Below are 19,557 nucleotides of genomic sequence, written 5' to 3'. Positions count from 1 at the left end.
ACTAATTATTTTTTAGCGATTTAAAGTTGTTGTTTTCCTGAATCCATTGTGTTAACTGGCCAATGCACAACGATTTTTTCTTGCGAACATAACCGTATGTTACATTGAGTTTTTCGGCGACTTCTTCCATCGACTTAATAGTAAAACTCAACTTTAATAATTCCTGACATTTGTCTCCCAATTTTAGAAACATAGCGTCAAAAAGCTGTTGTTTTTCATTAAATTGTTCGGTTTGTTCTACCAATTCCACTCCGCATTCATTTATAGATCCCACATCTTCATGAATTGTTACCCCTTTATTAGATGTTTTTTTCAATTCGTTGAGCCATTTTCTTTTGCATAACAAGAAAAAGTAAGCATCAAAAGGACAAGTGAGTTCCAGCGTTTTGTTTTTTGCCTGATTAAAAAGCAAAATCATGATTTCCTGAACCACATCCTGAGCATGATCCTGATCTCCGGAATTGTTCTTTATATAAAAGACAACCTTGGGAACGAACTTTTTATAAATCTCCTGAATGATTGCCGAGTTATTAGCCGCAAGTCCTTCGATATATTTTTGATCGGGATGAATTTTGATTTTGCCCATAAAAACAACTTTTAAATAGCTAATGTAAAAATAATCTCAAAATAAATTCTCAATAATGGGGTAACAATTATAAAATCAAGTTGATATAGCAATATAAAACTCTTTTAAAACAATTAAAAATTAAAAGAAATGGAAAGTTACCAATTAATAAATCAAAAAAATCTGGATCAATTTCATAAAACCCTTTCTTCTAAAATCAGAAACGGTTTTGTGATTATCGAGCATAACGAAAAATTGCCTTATGCCGTTTTATCCAAAGAAAAAAAAGAAATCAATCATCCGTTTCATTTCTTCCTTACCGTTATCACATTCGGGTTTTGGACTATCATCTGGATCTATTTAATCGTTTCGCTTTCGCGGAAGAAAGACATACTCATCGCACTTGATGAAGACGGAAATTTATTTGAAGAAAAATGTCTTTCGAAATAAATCAAAAATTTAGGGTAACAATTTTTCATCAAAAAACATCTATTACTAAACATAAAATTAGAAATCATGAAAACAATTAAAACTTTGATATTTTGTTTTGCGGCAACTTTAATAAGCAGCTGTGATAACGACAACAACCCAACAAATAATGTATGTGATACAACTTATGTTTCTACATTAATTACAAATGCTTTTACAGCTGCAAATGGCTATAACGACCTTACAACAATGGATTTGGAAACGCATGAATATACGATCCAGATTAACGCCAATGGAGAAATTTGCAGCGTAGGATATCAAAATCCATCCACTTACACCGGCGGTTACACTATGGAGGTCATCAATACAACGGCCAATACAAGTTATAGCGGAGTACATACTTTTTCGCAAACTACTTTAGATTACCAGTCAATAACACCTGTATTAGTAAACTCCGGCGATATTATTACCGTTAAAAGAACCATTCTGCCAGGATATACCGCGCTTAACCAAACCGTAGGGCGCTTATTGAGAAAATCAAATAATACACCCGTTCCCTATCCTGTTACTCAAGGAAATGCAGTCTTTTTAAGTTCCAACTTTTATGGTGCCGGAGGTCCTGCTCCCGATTTTGCACAACCCTATATTGCATTGGGTTTTAAAGTAAATTAAAATTTAGGGTAACAATTTAAACTCTCAATTGATATATCTACAGAAAATAAATTTTAAAAATAAGGGTAACAATATCAAACCTTAATTGATATAAGAATATAAAAACTATAATTAACCAGAATCTGAAACCACTTGAAATAATCAGGGCAGATTTATAAAAATTAGAAATCATGAACACAAATTTTAAAAAATTAGGACTTTTATGCTTAGCACTATTTTCATTTGTAAGTTGCGACAATAACAGCGACGGCGAAGATAATATTGTTCTTCCGCCAACTTCTGGAGCTTTTAAAAGTATTAGCGAAAAAGGGGTTAAAAGAAATACACAAAATTTTACTGCAACTGCCGGAAATGGCTTGATTACACTAACTTCTGCAAAAGGAGTTAAATTAAACATTAACGGAGACTGTTTAACCAAAAACGGAAATGCGGTAACCGGAACTATTGAAATTGAATATATCGAACTTTTTGACAAAGGAAATATGCTGGTAACCAATAAACCAACAATGGGAGTTACAGCCGACGGAAAGAAAAACTTATTAATTTCCGGTGGAGAATTCTTTATCAAAGCTACACAGGGCGGAGTTGAACTACAAACATCTTGCTCAATGAATTTGATTGTTCCGACTGCTTTAACTGACGGACTTGATAATGCAATGACATTATGGAACGGTGCAATTGACGACAACGGAGAATTGGCCTGGAGAGAAAACAAACCAAACGCTGACGGAAATGGCGGAGGAAAAGGAGGCGTGCAAGGCGAAGGTGCAAATTATTATGTAACATTTGGTAATTTTGGATGGACAAATGTAGACCGTTTTTATAGCGATCCGAGACCTAAAACAACACTCCTTGTTGATGTTCCAGAAGGTTACGACAACGAAAATAGTGCTGTTTATCTTTCTTATGATGGTGAAGGAACAAATGCACTTGCAAAATTGGATACTTATACTCCACAAGGATTGTTTAGCGAACATTACGGACAAATTCCGATTGGTTTGGCTTGTCACGTGATTTTTGTAACCGAAGATAATGGTCAATGGCGATATGCAATTAAAGCGGTAACCGTTGCCGCAAACGACATTTATACTTTCACACTTTCCGAAACAACCGTTGGTACCGAAGCGCAATTGGTAGCCGCAATCAATGCTATTCAGTAAGTTAGAAAATACTTTTTAAGAAAAAGTGGTGATTTGCTCATCACTTTTTTTTACATTTAATCCAGTTTTAAAATTAACTCTGATGATTTTCAGAAGCTAATCCTGCTATTCGTTTCAATCTTTTCCTGACTAAAGAAGCCAGAAAAAGGATTTCCACTACTATCAGGGCTAAAAAATTACCTAGTTATGAAACCACTATCATCTATTCTCTTTATTCTTTTTTCTATAATCTCTTTCTCGCAAACCAAAGTAAAAGACACCATAACCCGAAGAGCCAATATTGGTTTTATCCAAAACGGAAACGCCGTTACTTATAAACCCGAAACACCGCCATTGATTCCTATTGCGGGCGCACCAAAACCAAGTTATTCTTATTTATGGGAACTTGGCGACGGTCATTATAGTAAAGAAGCCGAACCTAAACATGTCTATAAAAATAAAGGAACATACACCACAAGACTTGCCGTAACCAACAATTACGACAACGGAAAACCTCCGGCAACACGACCTAAAAAAGTGGCTGTAAACGACATTACAGATACCAATTATAAAGACATTGCATCTATCGCAGACCAAAACGGATTTGCCATTATCAAAAACTGCGACCCAATTCCAGAACAGGAAATGGTAGTTGTGGTTGGTTATCAAAACCTGGAGAATTATGTATCGGGCGGAAAGCTATATTTGTTTTATAATGAGAAACAATTCAAGAACAATAATTTTGAATTGGTCGATTTTAGAACTTATGCAAACGAACGCGAAGTAAAAGAAAACACCATCGCTTCTGTCGACGATCTTGATGATTCTAAAAATTATCTGGCTTGCGCCGAAAACATTCAGAATCTTAAAAAATACCGAAATACAACTTCTGAAGAAGATCTTGACGCTTCATTATTAGACGCGAATAAAACGTATAACAATGTTTCGGTTTTAGAATTTGATGATCAAAATCCCGGTGAAACGCACAATGTTTTTTATACTTTTAAAACGACTCCGGAAATGATTAAAGATACGAGCGCAACAGTTACAATGCGTGGAATTTTTGTTCCGAATCGAAGTTATAAAAACCATAAAATAAAGAATCTGGAAATGGAAATCGTAACTTCTCACGATCCAAACAAAATGGGCTCAAACGGAAGTTTTATGAATTACAGATTGGTTCGTTTTAAAAGAGTGAACTTTAAAACCCGTTTTCAAAACAACGGCGAAGGTCCGGCGAGAATGATTCGCTTAGAAACTGATATTCCGGATATGTTCGATAAAAAGACTTTTCAGATCGAAGACATGTATCCAAAGTGTCCGATTTGTCCAAAAGATGAGGTTCCAACTGTTAGTTGCCTTGATACAATTATCAAACAAAAACAGATTTTCTTTACTTTCAAAAACATTTATTTACCCGGAAGCGAACAGAAAAATGTACATGAAAAAGATTCTACAAAAGGTTTTGTAAAATATTCGATGAAGTTTGCGGAAGACTTTCACAAAGTAAAAACCCGAAGCAGAACGGCTATTATTTTCGACAAAAATGAACCTATAATTACCAATTACGCCACTACCCGGTTTTTACCTGGGATTTCGGTTGGCGCAAAAGCAGGTTATAATCTCTATCCTGATCTGGAAAAATCGACGAGTTATTTTGTGGGCGCAACGATTTCTCCTTTTAAATCGTATCGTTTTTATTGGCAGGCTGAATGGCTCAATGCTTTAAACAAATACGATAATGCTATTAATGTCGTCGATCAGATAAACACAAACGCAAACGGAGTGAGACAATTGGTGCGCACAACCACCACAGCAGAAAACAAGAATGTGAATTGGGAAGTTCCTGTTTTAATTCGGTACAACATCAATAATTATATCGGAATTGGTGCGGGAATTCAGGCCAATATAAATGTCTCTGAAGAACAAAATCAAAACATAAAAATCGAAACTTACGAAGGCGATAAAGAAAACTTTTTAATCAGTACAACGACAACATCCAATACGGTAAAAAACTCCTTTGCTGATTTTAAAACTGGATTATTATTTGATTTAACAGCTGGTTTTGCCAGAATCGGACCGAGTTTTGGTGCGCGTTACGTCATCAACTTTGAGCAAGGTTTTAATTATTTTCAGCTTTATGGAATTTGGAAGTTTTAGGAAGTTATTCCTCAGAGATTCACAAAGGTTTTTCGCAGAGATGCGCGGAGATTATTAAATAAATAGCCACGAATTCACGAATTTTCTTCATTAAAAAGAAGAAGAATAATTCGTGAATTCGTGGCGAAAAATTTTAAACAAATGACAAAACTGTATTGCTATATTTTTATGTTCTCAACTCTAATTTTATTTGGGCAGAAAACTGTTTCCCAAGAAGATAAAATATACAATTCAATTGATGTTTTTGTTGCAAATCCTTCCGCGAAAGCGTTACAAAATTTAACTAATACTGAAACTGAGTTTTGGAGAAATCCTAAACCTAAAACCAAAGATGAATTACTGGCAATTGTGGTTTTAAACTGCAACAAAGCGTATTATGAAAATCAATTCGGTCAAACCGAAAAGGCGATTTCGAGTTACGAAAAAGCCTGGCAAATTTATCAGAAAAACAAACTTTCTAATTACGATATTATAGAATTTTGCCTCAAACCTTTGGGCAATTTATATACGGTTCTGGGCGATTATGATAGTGCAGAAAATACGATAAAGCAATATTTTTTTATCATCAATACTTCGAAAAATTATCCTGACGCGGAGAAACAAAAATTTGCGGCGATTTTAAATTTATCGAATGTTTATCAGAGCTCCGGAAAGATTTCTTTGGCGATCGAATTATTAGAGAGTACTTTGAAAACTGAGCAATTATCGAATGTTCAAAAAGGAATTTTACTGAATAATCTTGGGAATAATTATATATTGAGTTCGGCCGGAAATTTAATGCATCCGGAAATTTATCGAAAAGCTGAAAATACTTTTGAGTTGGCGGTTCATTATCTGAAAAATGAAAAAGAGCAATCAGAAACTTTATCTAATTCTTATCGAAATCTGGCAACTCTTAATAGGCAAAGACAACAATTTGAAGTCGCCGATTCGTATTTAGCAAAAGCTGAAAAGCTGTTTTTTCAAACTCAAAACCAACAGCCCCGAAAAGTAGCAAAACTCTATTATGAAAAAGCTTTATTGCTTTTTGATGAGCAAAAATATGATGAAAGTGAGAAACAGATTTCTGCAGTTTTTAAAATTCTAATTCCCAACTATTCTTCAAAAAACATTTTTCCCAATCAAAATCAATTGTATGCTGAAACGGTTTTAATTGATGTTTTAGATTTACAAGCAGAAATTTTATTCAAACAAAATCATCCAAAAAAGGCTCTTGACGCCTTTAAACTTTCTTTTTATATCGAAGATCTTTTGATGAATGGATTAATTTATGAAAATTCTAAAATTATAACTCAAATCAGAGCGCGCAATCGTACCGAGAAATGTCTTTTGATTTATGATCGATTGTATCAGGAAGACAGTAAAATACAATATTTAAACGACGCTTTTCAATTGGCCGAAAAAACAAAATCCGGAATTTTAAAAGGTTATCGTTCAAATATTAAAGACGCTTCCGCAAAAGAAAAACAAATTATACAGCAATTTCAGAATGTCAATAACACTATTATAAAAGAACAGCAAAAAGGCGATTTAGCCAATATTTCAAAAATAAATCAGCTTATAAAAAAGCAAAATGAATTGATGCTTTTGCTGAAAAATATTCAATCTGAAAACCCGGATTATATTCCTGAAAATATTGATTTAAAAGGATTGTTTTCAAAATTGGAGAAAGACAAAGCCGTTTTGGTTTATTATTTTATCGGAAATGAAAATTTGTTTTATTTCACTTTACAAAACAACAGAATCAATTTTAGACATATTTATACCGCACACAGATCTATGATTGAAATTGTAAAATTTATTGATTATTTCAGTTCTGCAGGCGCGATTACAAATGATATTTCGGGATATAATTATTATGGAAAAAGAGTTTATGATTTGTTGAAATTACCTTCAAATGTCATCTATAAAAACCTCATCATTGTTCCTGACGGAATTTTGAATTTTCTTCCTTTTGAAGCTTTGATCACCACAGAATCAAAAACAACAAATTTTGCCAAAATGCATTATTTATTAAATGATTTTAAGATTGGTTATAATACTTCGGCGAGTTTTTATTTGAATTCAAAACCCATTTCAAACTCAGAAAAAACGGTTTTAGGGATTTTTCCAATTTTTGAAAAGACGGCTTATGAATTGAGTTATTCTAAGAAAGAATTAGAATCTATACAATCGAATTTCAAAGGAAAATATTTAGAGAATTCAACCGCTAATTTTTCTAATTTTAAAAAAAACGCAAACCAATATTCGATTTTGCACTTAAGTACACACGCTTCTTCGGGCGATATTGAAACTCCGGCCAGCATTAAATTTTATGATCAGGAAATATTGTATTCTGAGTTGTATAATCTCAATATAAATCCGGATTTAGTGGTTTTAAGTGCCTGCGAAACGGGAATAGGAAAACTCTATAAAGCCGAAGGCGCAATGAGCGTTGCAAGAGGTTTTCAGTTTGCGGGCGCGCAGAATTTATTGTTTTCGTTATGGAAAGTCAACGATTATACAACGTCGGTTTTTATGGCAGATTTTTATAAAAATATTAAAAAAGATGTTTCTTATTTTGAAGCTAATGCCAATGCAAAACGTGATTTTTTAAACGATAAATCGATTCCGAATGCGAAGAAATCGCCTTATTATTGGAGTTCTTTTGTGTATTATGGTTCTATTTCTGCAGAAGAAAAATCAGGCAATTATATCTTTTACATCATTAGTTTATTGACGGTAATTGGCTTATTTTTGATTTTCAATCATTACCAAAAATGGAAAATCTTCACGCGGTTCTCAAAAAAGAGAAATACAAAAAAATAAAATTCAAAGTTACTAAAACGCAGCATCTTCTAATAAAAGCCAAAATAAATGGTGTCTCAGGAAATTTTATTTTAGATACCGGAGCTTCGAACACCTGCATTGGTTTTGAAAGTATGGAACGTTTTGAAATTTCATCAAAAAAATCAAAAACAAAAGCTTCAGGGGCCGGCGGAACAGGAATGAAAACGGAAGTTTCTGCCCATAATAATTTACAAATCGGAAGCTGGAAAAACACCAATTTTGGTTTGGTAATTTTTGATCTATCGCATGTCAATGAAGCTCTGGAAGCTTATAAAGCAAAGGCTGTTCACGGCATTATTGGTGCTGATGTTCTACTTGAAGGCAAGGCGATTATCGATTATTTTAATCATTATTTGTATTTGAAATAAAATTCATTTTTTTAAATTCCAAATTCCAATTTTGGAAAAGTTCCGTTAGGATTTGGAATTTTATTTATTGGATTCTTTTGTATGTTTTTTGTATATATTTGTTAAAAACAAATTAACAAACCTATACGTATGAAAAGAACTCTACTTTTTTTTCTTTTACTATTTACCACTATTTTTTATGCTCAGGTTAGCAATATTGAGCATTGCTCAGGAAAAACTGCTTTTAATTTAAAAGAACGAGAATCTCTTTTGATTGGAAATTTAAATCCGGCAGAGACTACAGTTAGCTATCACCTAAGTCTTGCAAGTGCAACTAATAATGTAAATCCAGTGTTTGATCCTACTTACTATGTTGTTACATCTTCTTCGACAACAATTTATGCGAGAATTAACAATAATGGAAATATTACCACTAATTATTTTAATCTTATTATACATCCGGACTTCTATGTATCTCCATCGCTCAAGCCAATTGCGTGCAATGGCCGTACTGCAGATTTAACTCTTAAACCTTCGGGCGGAAGTGGTTCCTACAAATATTCTATGAATGGGAGTGAATTTGGCAGTAATAATGTTTTTTTGGGTCTGCTGCCGGGAACTAAGGATATTCAAGTAATTGACAATGTTACGGGCTGTATGGCAACGCTAACTTACAAAATAACAGAACCGGCTGTTATTACCGCTAATGCAGTTGTAAATAAAAATACTATTACGGTCACCGCTGCCGGAGGAACACCGCCTTATCAATATTCTATAGACGGTGATTATTATAAATCCAGTAATGTTTTTACTAATGTAAGTCCAGGAAACTATAATATTATAGTAATAGATGCACCGGCATGCAGAGTAGTTGTACCGGCTACTATACAACCTCCTTTAAGTTCGACTGCTACTATAACGAAACAATTGGATTGTCTAAGTACTGGTACTGCTTCAATCATGGTTAATGGTGTGGGAGGACAAACTCCTTATACCTACTCTTTAAATGGAGGACCTTATCAAACAAGTAATATTTACAATGATTTAGTTGCTGGTACGTATACTGTAACTGTAAAAGATGCTGAAAATACGATTTCAAGTGTGTCTTCAATTACAATACAGCCTATTTCACCTATTGTAATTACAACGTATAATACAACAGTAAGTTGTAACGGATCTAGTGATGGAGCAACAGAAATAAGAGCAGCTGGTGGCGTAGCTCCTTATTCTTATTCTATAAATAATGGTCCTTTTAAAACCAGCAACATTATCGAGAATTTATCTGCTTCAGCGTATAGTATAACTGTAAAAGATGCCACGGGTTGTTTAGCCACATCTTCTTTCACAATGTCTCAGCCGGAGCCTCTTTCAATTACTGAAAATATTGTAAAATCAGGCGTTAATAATGACGGATCAATTACTGTTACTGCTTCGGGAGGAAGTAATTCTTATATTTATTCTCTTAAGGATGATATTGGAAATGTTATCAGACCGCAGCAAGTTTCTAATGTTTTTTCCGGTCTTCCGGTAGGATCCTATCAGATCGAAGTTGTAGACTTTCGTGGATGTTTTTTATCAAAAAATGTTACTATTGCGCCAGTATCAACACTTGCTGCCAATGTAACTGTTGGTAATATAACATGCACCAGTACAAAAGGTTCAATTAGTATTACCGCGACTGGAGGAGTTGCTCCGTATCAATATTCAATAAATAATGGGGCTAACTATTCTTTGTCAAATGTGTTTAATAATTTGGCTATTAGCAGTTATACCATTAAAGTTAAAGATGCAGAAAATACTATTATCACTACTACTGCAGCCGTTACTCAGACAACTTTACTGACCGTTTCGGCCAAAACAGAGGCTGCTTCTATAGCTTGTAATGGAGATAAAACAGGTTTTATTACTGTTACAGCAACTGGCGGTTTACAGCCTTATACATACTCTATTGACGGTACGACATTTCAATCATCAAGATCTTTTTTAAATCTGGGAGCACGAGGGTATAATGTTATGGTAAAAGATGCAAATGAATGTTTGGCAGTGACTTCGATTTCGGTTACAGAGCGACCTCGTTTATCTGCTACTGCAGAAATTATTAATGATCAGAATATAGTCGTTACTCCAACTGGCGGAACTACTTTATATACATTTTATCTTGAAAATACTACAACAGGAATTGAATCCGGACCCGAAGAAACTGGTACATTTACTAAGCTGCCTGTTGGAATTTATACTGTAAAAGTTCTTGATTCTAATGGTTGTGAATATGATATACCAGGAATAAATATAAAAGCTCCGTCATCAAATGCATTATCTGCTGTTTCGGTTGTAAGTCAGGGAGGATGTACATTCAACGGAAGAATAACTGTAGATGCCATGGGAGGTAAACAACCTTATGAATATTCTATAGATAATGGTCTGAATTATCGTTCATCAAATGTTTTTACTAATCTTTACCCAAATATTTATACTGTAAAAGTTCGTGATGCTGAACTTAATACGACCACGCATACAGCTAGAATAAAACAAGCATACGCTCCTTCAATTGACGCTGTTGTAACTAATGTAAGTTGTAAAGGAAATAGTAACGGTTCGATTAGAGTCATTGCTAATGGCGGCGCTGGTCCTTACCAATTTTCGTTAAACGGAGGAACTTATTACTATGATAAGCCTACATTTAACAATTTAGCGGCCGGTACTTATACTATAAGTGTACGAGATAATAATATTTGTGAAAGTAAACTAACGGTCGAAGTAACAGAACCTGAAATTTTAGCCGCTACTGCTAAACCTAGCGCTAATCAGGGAATTGTTGCTAATGTAACCGGGGGAACGGCTCCATATTCTTATACCTTGGAAAACGAAAATGGCACAATAGCAGCTCCGGCGCAAAGCAATAATAGTTTTACAAATTTACCAATTGGTCTTTATAAATTAAAGATTATAGATGCTAATGCTTGCAGTACATCAGTATCTAATATAAATGTTATAGCATCAACACCACTGAATGTTACGGCTGTTCCAACTAATGTAACTTGTAGCGGTCCTGGAACAGTAACTTTTAATGCAGCGGGAGGTATTGCGCCTTATCAATATTCAGTAGATAATGGAGTAAGTTATTCTCTATCCAGCATATTTACTAATTTAGCTTCCGGAACTTATTCTTTAAAAGCTAAAGATGCACTAAATACTGTTATCGATCTTACTGTAGATATTGCTCAGACTACCTCTTTAAAAGTTTCAGCCCAAATTTTAACTCCTATCAATTGTAATGGAGATGATAGTGGTTTAATCTATTGTACAGCAACAGGCGGCTCAAATTTATACCAGTATTCTATTGACGGAAACAATTTTCAGTCCAGCAGATATTTTACTAGTCTTAAAGCTGGTACTTATACAATTACTGTAAAAGATGGGAGTGGATGTTTAGCTGTGTCTTCACCAATTACATTTTCAGCACCACCTGTTTTGTCTGCCACTGCAGTTGTCAATAAACAGAGTATCTTTATTACGTCTACCGGCGGAAGTACAAATTATGCCTACTACCTTGAAAATGATGCTACAGGAATTAAATTAGGACCTATACAGAATGGGAAATTTACGGCATTAGCTGCCGGAACTTATACTGCAATAGCTTATGATTCTAATGGCTGCACTTTTAATATATCAGGATTAAAAATTGAACCTGCATCAACAGCATTAGCTATAGTTGCAGTTGGAACTGATATTGCTTGTAGCGAGTATAATATTGGAAGAGTAGTAATAACAGCCACAGGAGGTGTACCGCCTTATCAATATTCACTAAATAATGGCGACACTTATTCGTCATCAAATCTTTTTGTTGGCTTGCCTGCTTATACTTATCCAGTAACAGTTCGAGATGCTGATCTTAATATAGTTAATGATGTAGTTACTATAAAAAATATATCATCTGTTGTTAGTGCCACTGCCGTTGTTACTAATGTAAGTTGTCAAGGTAACCAAGATGGGGCTATTGAATTAATATCAACGGGAGGATATGCCCCTTACAGTTATACAATAAATGGTCAGATACACGGTGGAGTAAATAAATTTTACGACTTAGGTGCGGGGATTTATCCAATTATAGTAAGCGATAAATATGGTTGTCAATATACATTAACGGTTGAGGTAAAAGAGCCATCACCTATAAACATTTCTACAAAAATTGGTACTGATCAAAGTTTAATCGCTTACGTTGTGGGAGGAACTGCACCATATTCGTATTCGCTAACAGACAAAAACGGAGTAACAGCTCCGGCTCAAACCAATAATACCTTTACTAATATACCGGTAGGTGTTTATACTTTGAAAATTATAGATGCAAATGGATGTGGCGTATCATTTACTGGTGTAAAGATTCTTGCGGCAGAACCACTTTCTGCAATAGCAACTATAAATCAGCCAACTTGTGATAAGCCTACGGGAAAAATAACTGCAACTGCAAGAGGGGGTTCCGGAGGATATCAATACTCTATAGACAACGGACTTCATTATTCTACTGCAAATGTTTTTGCTAATTTACAACCTGGCGCGTACAATATTAGCGTTAAGGATTCTAAAAATACTTTATATACTTCGACCGCAATAATCACTGCAATAAATCCATTACATTTTAATGCAACGATTACTTCTTTACCGTCTTGTACAGATTACGGAGTAATAACCTGTATTGCAACTGGCGGTAAGGCGCCGTATGTTTACTCATTAAATGGAGGTGCATATTCGTCTACACCTACTTTTAATGTATATGGTGGTGTTTATACTTTAACCGTAAAAGACAGTAATGGATGTATTGAAACTTTGTCAATTACAGTAGATTCACCTTTGCAACTGGTTGCCAATTTCATTATAGAAAATCAAACCCTAACAATTAATACAATTGGAGGATCAGGTGAAATCGTGTATTCACTTTCACCTAATTTAGATAAGTTTTCATCACAAAACGTTTTTAGCGATTTAGTACCGGGAAATTACACAGCGATTGTTCGCGATGCAAATGGATGCTCTCTAATTTATAATTTAGTAATTGATCCTCCGGCTCCTCTTATAAATGGCGAAAACCAAGTTACAGTCGAATTTAAAGCCGGACAAACTTTAGCTGATCTTGTTGTTGAAGGTCAAAATATAAAATGGTACAGTAATTCAAATAACGTTGCTAAAAAGACAAATAAATCAAGTGAAGCAACTTTACCACTAACAACTTTATTGGTTGACGGAACTATTTATTATGCTTCGCAAACCATAAACGGAATTGAAAGTACAAAGCGTTTATCTGTTACGGCAAAATTAAATGGTTCACTTTCTACGCCTGATTTTACTTTACCTGATTTCACTTATTATCCAAATCCGGTGCAGCATACTTTAAGTATTCATAATACTTCTAACATTGATGAGGTTGAGATATTCTCTGTTGCAGGAAAATTTATTTTAAGTAATAAAGTAAATAGTGATCATTCTGAAATTGATTTATCTAATGTTTCTTCCGGAGTTTATTTCTTAAAAGTAAAAGCGGAAGGACAGACGAAGACAATCAAAATTGTGAAGAAATAAAGGTTGTTAAATTCCAATAAAAGAAATTCCAAAATCCAATTTAGGAACTTCTTATAAATCAAAAATCCCAAACTCCTTATTAGAGTTTGGGATTTTTTGTTTGTATAAAATTCAATTTCCTTTTTGGAATTTGGAATTTCTCCCGAGGCTTCGGGATTGAGATTTTTAAATCTTAATGCGTATGTTTAGGATTAAAACCGTCTTCGCTTAATTCAGTGTGCACATAATCGGCAACCATTTCTGCTTCATAATCGATTTTTTCTCCTTTGCTAACTTTGGCAATGATTTTTTCCATGATGTTATAAATAACCGGAACTACAATCAAGGTTAGGAATAAAGAAGAAATTAATCCTCCGATAATTACCCAAGCCAATCCGTTTTTCCACTCAGCTCCTGCTCCAGATGCCAATGCAATTGGGAACATACCAAATACCATCGCAATTGTTGTCATCAAGATCGGACGTAAACGAGCGTGATTCGCCTGAATTAACGCCGTTCTGATTGATTCACCTGCTGCTCTTCTTTGGTTGGTATAATCGACAAGCATAATCGCGTTCTTACACACCAGACCAATCAACATGATGATACCCAAAATCGTAAAGATATTTAATGAGTTATTGGTCAAAGCCAATGCCAACATCGCACCAATAAACGAAAGCGGAATTGCAAACAATACTACAAACGGGTGAGCAAAACTGTCATACAAACTCACCATTACAAGGTAAACCAAGATAATAGCGGCTAATAAAGCGATTCCTAAAGTACCAAAACCTTCCGATTGGTTCTCTTGGTCACCACCCCAGATATAGTTTACACCTGTTGGTTTTTTAAGCTTATCTAATTTTGCCTGCCATTGTGTTACAATTGTTCCTGAAGGAACCCCAACGTTTTGTCCTTTTACAGTTACCGAAGCAGATTTGTCTCTACGCTCTAACTGGCTAGGTCCTGATCCTTCTGTAATATCAGCAAATTGAGATAACTTAATTTGTTGTCCTGCAGAATTGATGAAAATCAAATTACTAACGTCAGTAATACTTTTTCTGTCAAATGCATTATATCTAATGTTGATATCATATTCATATTCTCCGGCTCTGTATTTACCGTCTGTATTTCCACTAAAAGCAGTTTGCATTGTTAAACCAACCGTTTGAAGTGTTAATCCTAAAGCTGCCATTTTATCACGATCAACTTTAACATTTACCTCTGGATTTCCGTCTTCAACAGTTAATTTAATCTCTGTTGTTCCAGGAATTGTACGTAATTCAGCTTCAGCTAATTTAGCAAATGCCATAGCGCTTTCTGTAGATGGACCTGTTACAATCAATCCTAAAGTAGCATCCTCAGCAGTTCCTAAGATACCTACAGGAACCGTTTTTACTTTTGCCCCAACTAATACTTTTTCAAGCTTACGTTTAATTTTTGCAGCATAAACGTTGGCGTCATCGGTACGATCTTTTTGCTCGATCATTTTTACGTCGATCTCTGCTTTGTAAGCCGTAGCCTGAGATGCACCAAAACCTTCACTGGTTTGCCCTACAGTTGTAATCTGACTGTGAACATATTCCTGAGATTTCAAATAAGCTTCTGCTTTTTGCGTCATGAAGTTGGTTTGTTCTAATGAAGCATCTTTCGGCATTTCGATTTGAACTAAAAACTCACCACTATCAGAAGATGCAAAGAATTCTCCTCCAATGAAACCTCCACCCATTAATCCAATTGTTGATCCGAAGAACAATACAAGAACAACTAAAATGGTTTTAATATAATGATCTAAACACCAAGTTAATAAATCAGAAACCCAGTTTGTAAAACGAGTTAAATAACTTTCGAAACCAAGAATAATTCTTCCAAATAAATTCTTTCCTTCAATATGCTCTAATTTACCATAACGAGATGATAACCAAGGGATAATTGTAAATGAAGCTAAAAGTGACAGTAAAGTTGAAATAATTACGGTAACACAAAATTGTGTAATAATATTAGAAACCAAACCAGAACTCATTGCAATTGGCAAGAATACCACAACAATTACTAGTGTAATCGAAGTTACAGTTCCACCAATTTCTGCAGTTCCGTCGTAAGATGCACGAATTCTGCCTTTACCCATTTCCATATGTCGATAAATATTCTCGAGGACCACAATCGCGTCATCGACCAGAATACCTACAACAAGAGATAATCCTAATAAACTCATTAAGTTTAATGTATATCCCATTAAATAAATACCAATAAACGTAGCGATCAACGATGCCGGAATCGAAACCATTACGATCAATGAGTTTCTAATACTGTGCAAAAAGAACAACATTACAAAAGCTACCAGAACTACTGCAATTAATAAATCGTGAACTACAGAATCTGCAGCTTCAAGAGTAAAGATTGTACTATCTTTTGCTACTTCTAATTTTAATTGATTTGCTTTATAATCATTTTCAAGAATAGCAATTGTTTTTAATAATTGCTCACTTACCGCTACTGCATTTGCATCAGATTGTTTTACGATTTGTAAAACAATAGCACTTTTTTGATCTACACGTGATATTTTTTCTGCTACTTTTTGAGTATCCTGAACATCGGCAATATCACCTAAACGAACCTGAATTCCGTTTTGAGAAGAAACTACCAGGTTTCTTAATTCCTGAACACTTTTATATTTACCAGCTAAACGAATTAATATTTTTTGATTACGTGTTTGGATATTTCCTGTTGGGAAATCTAAATTCGAAGTCAAAATATTTTGCTGAACCTGTGGAACAGATAATCCGTAACCCTGCATTTTAACAGCATCAAGATTTACCTGAATTTCACGCTCTGAACCACCAATAATATTTACCTGGGCAACACCTTGTACACGAGATAAAATAGGCGCAATTTTTTTGTCAATTAAGTCATAAAATTCAGCTTCGTCCATTTTACCATTAGCACCAAGTGTCATAATTGGTAAATCACTTAGGGAGAATTTTGTCAGCGAAGGTGTTTCTGCATCATCCGGTAAATCACTAATAATGGCATTGATTTTACGCTGTGCATCATTCAAAGAAAAATCGACCTTTGCGTTTGATGTTAATGTAATCGATACAATAGATAAACTTTCGTATGACTTTGAGTCGATTTTTTTGACATTCTCTAAGGATGCGATCGCATCTTCAATTTTCTTGGTTACTGTGTTTTCTACCTCACTTGGAGAAGCTCCCGGATAAATTGTAGAAATTGTAATAACGTTTTGTTCAAATTTTGGGATCAGCTCATAACCTAATTGGCTGTAACTGAACAATCCACCAAGTGTTAGAATTGTAAACAATACAATTACCAACGACGGACGTTTTATGGATATTTCGGCTAATTTCATATTTTTTGCTTTAGGCTGTAGGCTTTAGGCAATAAGCTTAATGCTTACGGCCTATAGCTTATCGCTTTAAATTATTTAATAATTTCTACTGTATTACCGTCTTGTAAGTTAATTTGACCTGTAGTAATTACAGTTTCTCCGTCAGATAATCCATTGATAACTTCTACTTTATCACCTAAAATTCTTCCAGCAGTTACTTTTCTTAATTTTGCAATACCATTTTCAACTACAAAAATCTCGTTGCTGCTCACACTTCCTACGAATGCATTTCTAGGTACAACCATCAAATTTTGTTTTTGTTGGTTTGATGCAAAAATTGCAGTTCCGTACATACCTGCTTTCAGGTCGTTATTTGAGTTGTTTGTAATTTCAATTTCAACAGGAAAGTTCAAAGACTCATCTGCTTTTGAAGCTATAAAAGTAATTTTCCCAGAAAAAGTTTTATCAGGATAAACACTTGCAGTTACTTTAATTTGGTTTCCTAATTTTAAACTGGCAACCTGATTTTCGTTTACTGTAACAACTAGTTTTAATTTCGAAACATTTACGATATCAAATAAAGCTGTTGCTGGCGTTGCTGCTAAAATAGATCCCGGCTCAATATATTTTTTATTGATAAATCCGCTTATTGGCGCTTTAACTTTTGTGTCTCCAACATTAATGTTTGCTTGTGTTAAGCTAGACTGTGCATTTGTTAAAGCTAACTTAGCCTGATCTAATTGTTGTTTTGTAACACCACCTGTTTTAAAAGCATTTTCATATCTTTCATAATCAGATTTTGCATTTTGGTAAACTGCCTGCGCTTGTTGTGCACTAACATTAATTACATCACCTCTAACTGTCAATAAAGTTTGACCTACTCTTACATAATCACCTTCTTTAGCTAAAACGCTGATTACTTTTCCGGATTTTTCAGCAGAGAAAGTTAATTCCTGAATTGGTTGAAAATTTCCATTTGCAACGAAATCCAAAGAAACTTCTTCTGTTTTTACAGGAGAAACTTTAACCGAAACTGCAGCATTTTTCTCTGCTACGATATCTGTTTTTGCTTTGTTCTCCTTCTTATTATTATTTAAGACATATCCAATCACACCCAGTGCTGCGATTATGATTACGATTGTTATAATAGTTTTCTTCATTGTAATTAGTTATTTAATAAGAGTTTTTAGTTCGCCTTTTGATTTGATTAGTGCTATTTCGGCAATTTTATAATTTAAAACTGCTCTGGTATAATTATTTTGAGCTTCAAGTGATGCATTTTCTGCATCTAATAAATCTGTTAAAGATGCCAGTCCCTGAAGATAATTGTTTTTTGTATTGCTTAGAATCTCTGATGCCAATTGCATATTTTCTTTTTGATTCTGAATAGTCACAATGTTATTCTCGATGTCAGCCATTGCATTTCTATAGTCTAAATCAAGAGAAAGTTTTGTGTCTTTAATATCTTCTTGTAAAGATCTGATTTCTACATCGGCTTGTCTTACTTTAGCACGAGTTCCGAAACCTGTAAAAATTGGCACATGTAAGTTTAATCCAATTGCTGAGTAATCAGACCAGTAAACTCCGTCTTTTGGTTTTGCAAACCAAGGCATTTCAGGCCCCTGACCAATGTAATTGTAACCTGCCGTTAATGAAAGCGTAGGATAATATCCAGCTTCAACAGCTTTTTTATTGTATACTAAAAGCTCTTCTTGTTTTTTCAAAAGCAGATATTCTGTTCTGTTTTCAACTGTTGGCTGTTCTGTTAATGCTGCAGGAACTACTTCAAATTCTTCTTTTGGCATATCAATTTGAGTCTCAATAGGCATTCCCATATAAAACTTTAAAGCATTTTCCTGTAAAGTAATTTGATTTTTAATTTGCTGACGCTCTGTATCTATATTTGACATTTTCACAACGATACGGTCTAAGTCAATTTTTTTAGCTAAACCATTATCAAACTGCCCTTTTACGATATCACGAACTTTTGTTGTGTTTACATAATTACTGTCTAAAAGAATCAATCTTTCTTTTTGTACATAAACAGAATAATAGTTATTTGCAACTCTTTCAATAACCTGCTCTTCTGTTAACTGATTGTTTATTTGATAAAACTCACGTGTTGATTTTGCTGCTCTTAATCCTGTAAAAACAGATTGATCAAAGATTGTCTGAGTTAAAGAAAGTCCTGCTGTCGACGTCCATTTTTGACCAAATGCAGCCTGAATTGTAGTTCCCGGCGCACCAAATCCTGCTCCGTCAATAACTGTCGTCTGAATTACGGGATTGTAAGTTAAATTTCCGTTTGCAGAAATTTGAGGCAATGCTCGTGAACGTACTTCCTGAATTTGATACTCACTGTTTTCAACCTGTAGTTTAGCCTTTTTAGCATCCGCTTTGTTTTGAAGCGCATACGTAAGAGCATCTCTTAAGGTTAATGTTTGGACTTGTGCGTTGGCAGCCAAGCCAATTGTACACAAAAATATAAGAATTATTCGTTTCATAGATTGATGA

The 19,557-nt window shown here is 34.4% G+C and carries 11 protein-coding genes; 7 read left to right on the top strand and 4 right to left on the bottom strand.

The genetic code is table 11. The features are described 5' to 3' along the window. Position 1 precedes the first annotated feature (1 nt). Positions 2-586 (bottom strand): RNA polymerase sigma factor, encoded by a 585-nt coding sequence (locus tag BUE22_RS08785; protein ID WP_042563286.1) that lies wholly within the window; start codon positions 584-586, stop codon positions 2-4. Between the two features lie 129 nt (positions 587-715). Between BUE22_RS08785 and BUE22_RS08780 the strand changes: the two genes are divergently transcribed. The 7 genes from BUE22_RS08780 to BUE22_RS08750 all read left to right on the top strand — a co-directional run bounded on the left by BUE22_RS08780 (position 716) and on the right by BUE22_RS08750 (position 13,715). Beyond that, positions 716-1,015, top strand: coding sequence for a hypothetical protein (locus BUE22_RS08780; RefSeq protein WP_073394614.1), 300 nt, complete (start codon positions 716-718; stop codon positions 1,013-1,015). 66 nt (positions 1,016-1,081) lie between these two features. Further along, positions 1,082-1,666 (top strand): hypothetical protein, encoded by a 585-nt coding sequence (locus BUE22_RS08775; RefSeq protein WP_073394613.1) that lies wholly within the window; start codon positions 1,082-1,084, stop codon positions 1,664-1,666. A gap of 170 nt (positions 1,667-1,836) precedes the next feature. Further along, positions 1,837-2,826 carry a hypothetical protein gene (locus tag BUE22_RS08770; protein WP_073394612.1) on the top strand — a complete coding sequence of 330 codons (990 nt, stop codon included), beginning with the start codon at positions 1,837-1,839 and terminating at the stop codon, positions 2,824-2,826. A 186-nt stretch (positions 2,827-3,012) separates the two neighbouring features. Further along, positions 3,013-4,965, top strand: coding sequence for a PKD domain-containing protein (locus BUE22_RS08765; RefSeq protein ID WP_073394611.1), 1,953 nt, complete (start codon positions 3,013-3,015; stop codon positions 4,963-4,965). A gap of 141 nt (positions 4,966-5,106) precedes the next feature. Then, positions 5,107-7,773 carry a CHAT domain-containing protein gene (locus BUE22_RS08760; RefSeq protein WP_073394610.1) on the top strand — a complete coding sequence of 889 codons (2,667 nt, stop codon included), beginning with the start codon at positions 5,107-5,109 and terminating at the stop codon, positions 7,771-7,773. Beyond that, the gene (locus BUE22_RS08755; RefSeq protein ID WP_073394609.1) at positions 7,725-8,162 is read left to right on the top strand and encodes a retropepsin-like aspartic protease; all 438 of its coding nucleotides are present in this window, start codon (positions 7,725-7,727) and stop codon (positions 8,160-8,162) included. Before BUE22_RS08760 ends, BUE22_RS08755 begins: the two co-directional genes overlap by 49 nt. Before the next feature lie 129 nt (positions 8,163-8,291). Continuing rightward, on the top strand, positions 8,292-13,715 hold the full coding sequence (locus BUE22_RS08750; RefSeq protein WP_073394608.1) for a T9SS type A sorting domain-containing protein: 5,424 nt from the start codon (positions 8,292-8,294) through the stop codon (positions 13,713-13,715). Between the two features lie 172 nt (positions 13,716-13,887). Here BUE22_RS08750 and BUE22_RS08745 read toward each other — a convergent pair whose 3' ends face one another. From BUE22_RS08745 to BUE22_RS08735, 3 genes are all read right to left on the bottom strand, one after another. Next, positions 13,888-17,064 carry an efflux RND transporter permease subunit gene (locus BUE22_RS08745; protein WP_073394607.1) on the bottom strand — a complete coding sequence of 1,059 codons (3,177 nt, stop codon included), beginning with the start codon at positions 17,062-17,064 and terminating at the stop codon, positions 13,888-13,890. A gap of 71 nt (positions 17,065-17,135) precedes the next feature. Continuing rightward, entirely contained in the window at positions 17,136-18,203 is a 1,068-nt protein-coding gene (locus tag BUE22_RS08740) for an efflux RND transporter periplasmic adaptor subunit (RefSeq protein ID WP_042563277.1), read from the bottom strand. A 9-nt stretch (positions 18,204-18,212) separates the two neighbouring features. Beyond that, positions 18,213-19,547, bottom strand: a complete 1,335-nt coding sequence (locus BUE22_RS08735) for a TolC family protein (RefSeq protein ID WP_042563276.1) — start codon at positions 19,545-19,547, stop codon at positions 18,213-18,215. Positions 19,548-19,557: the final 10 nt, after the last annotated feature.

Origin of the sequence: Flavobacterium pectinovorum, assembly GCF_900142715.1 — a bacterium.
Lineage (GTDB): Bacteria > Bacteroidota > Bacteroidia > Flavobacteriales > Flavobacteriaceae > Flavobacterium > Flavobacterium pectinovorum.
The sequence above is the reverse complement of the archived record's forward strand: the minus strand, read 5'-3'. Positions and strand labels throughout refer to the sequence as shown.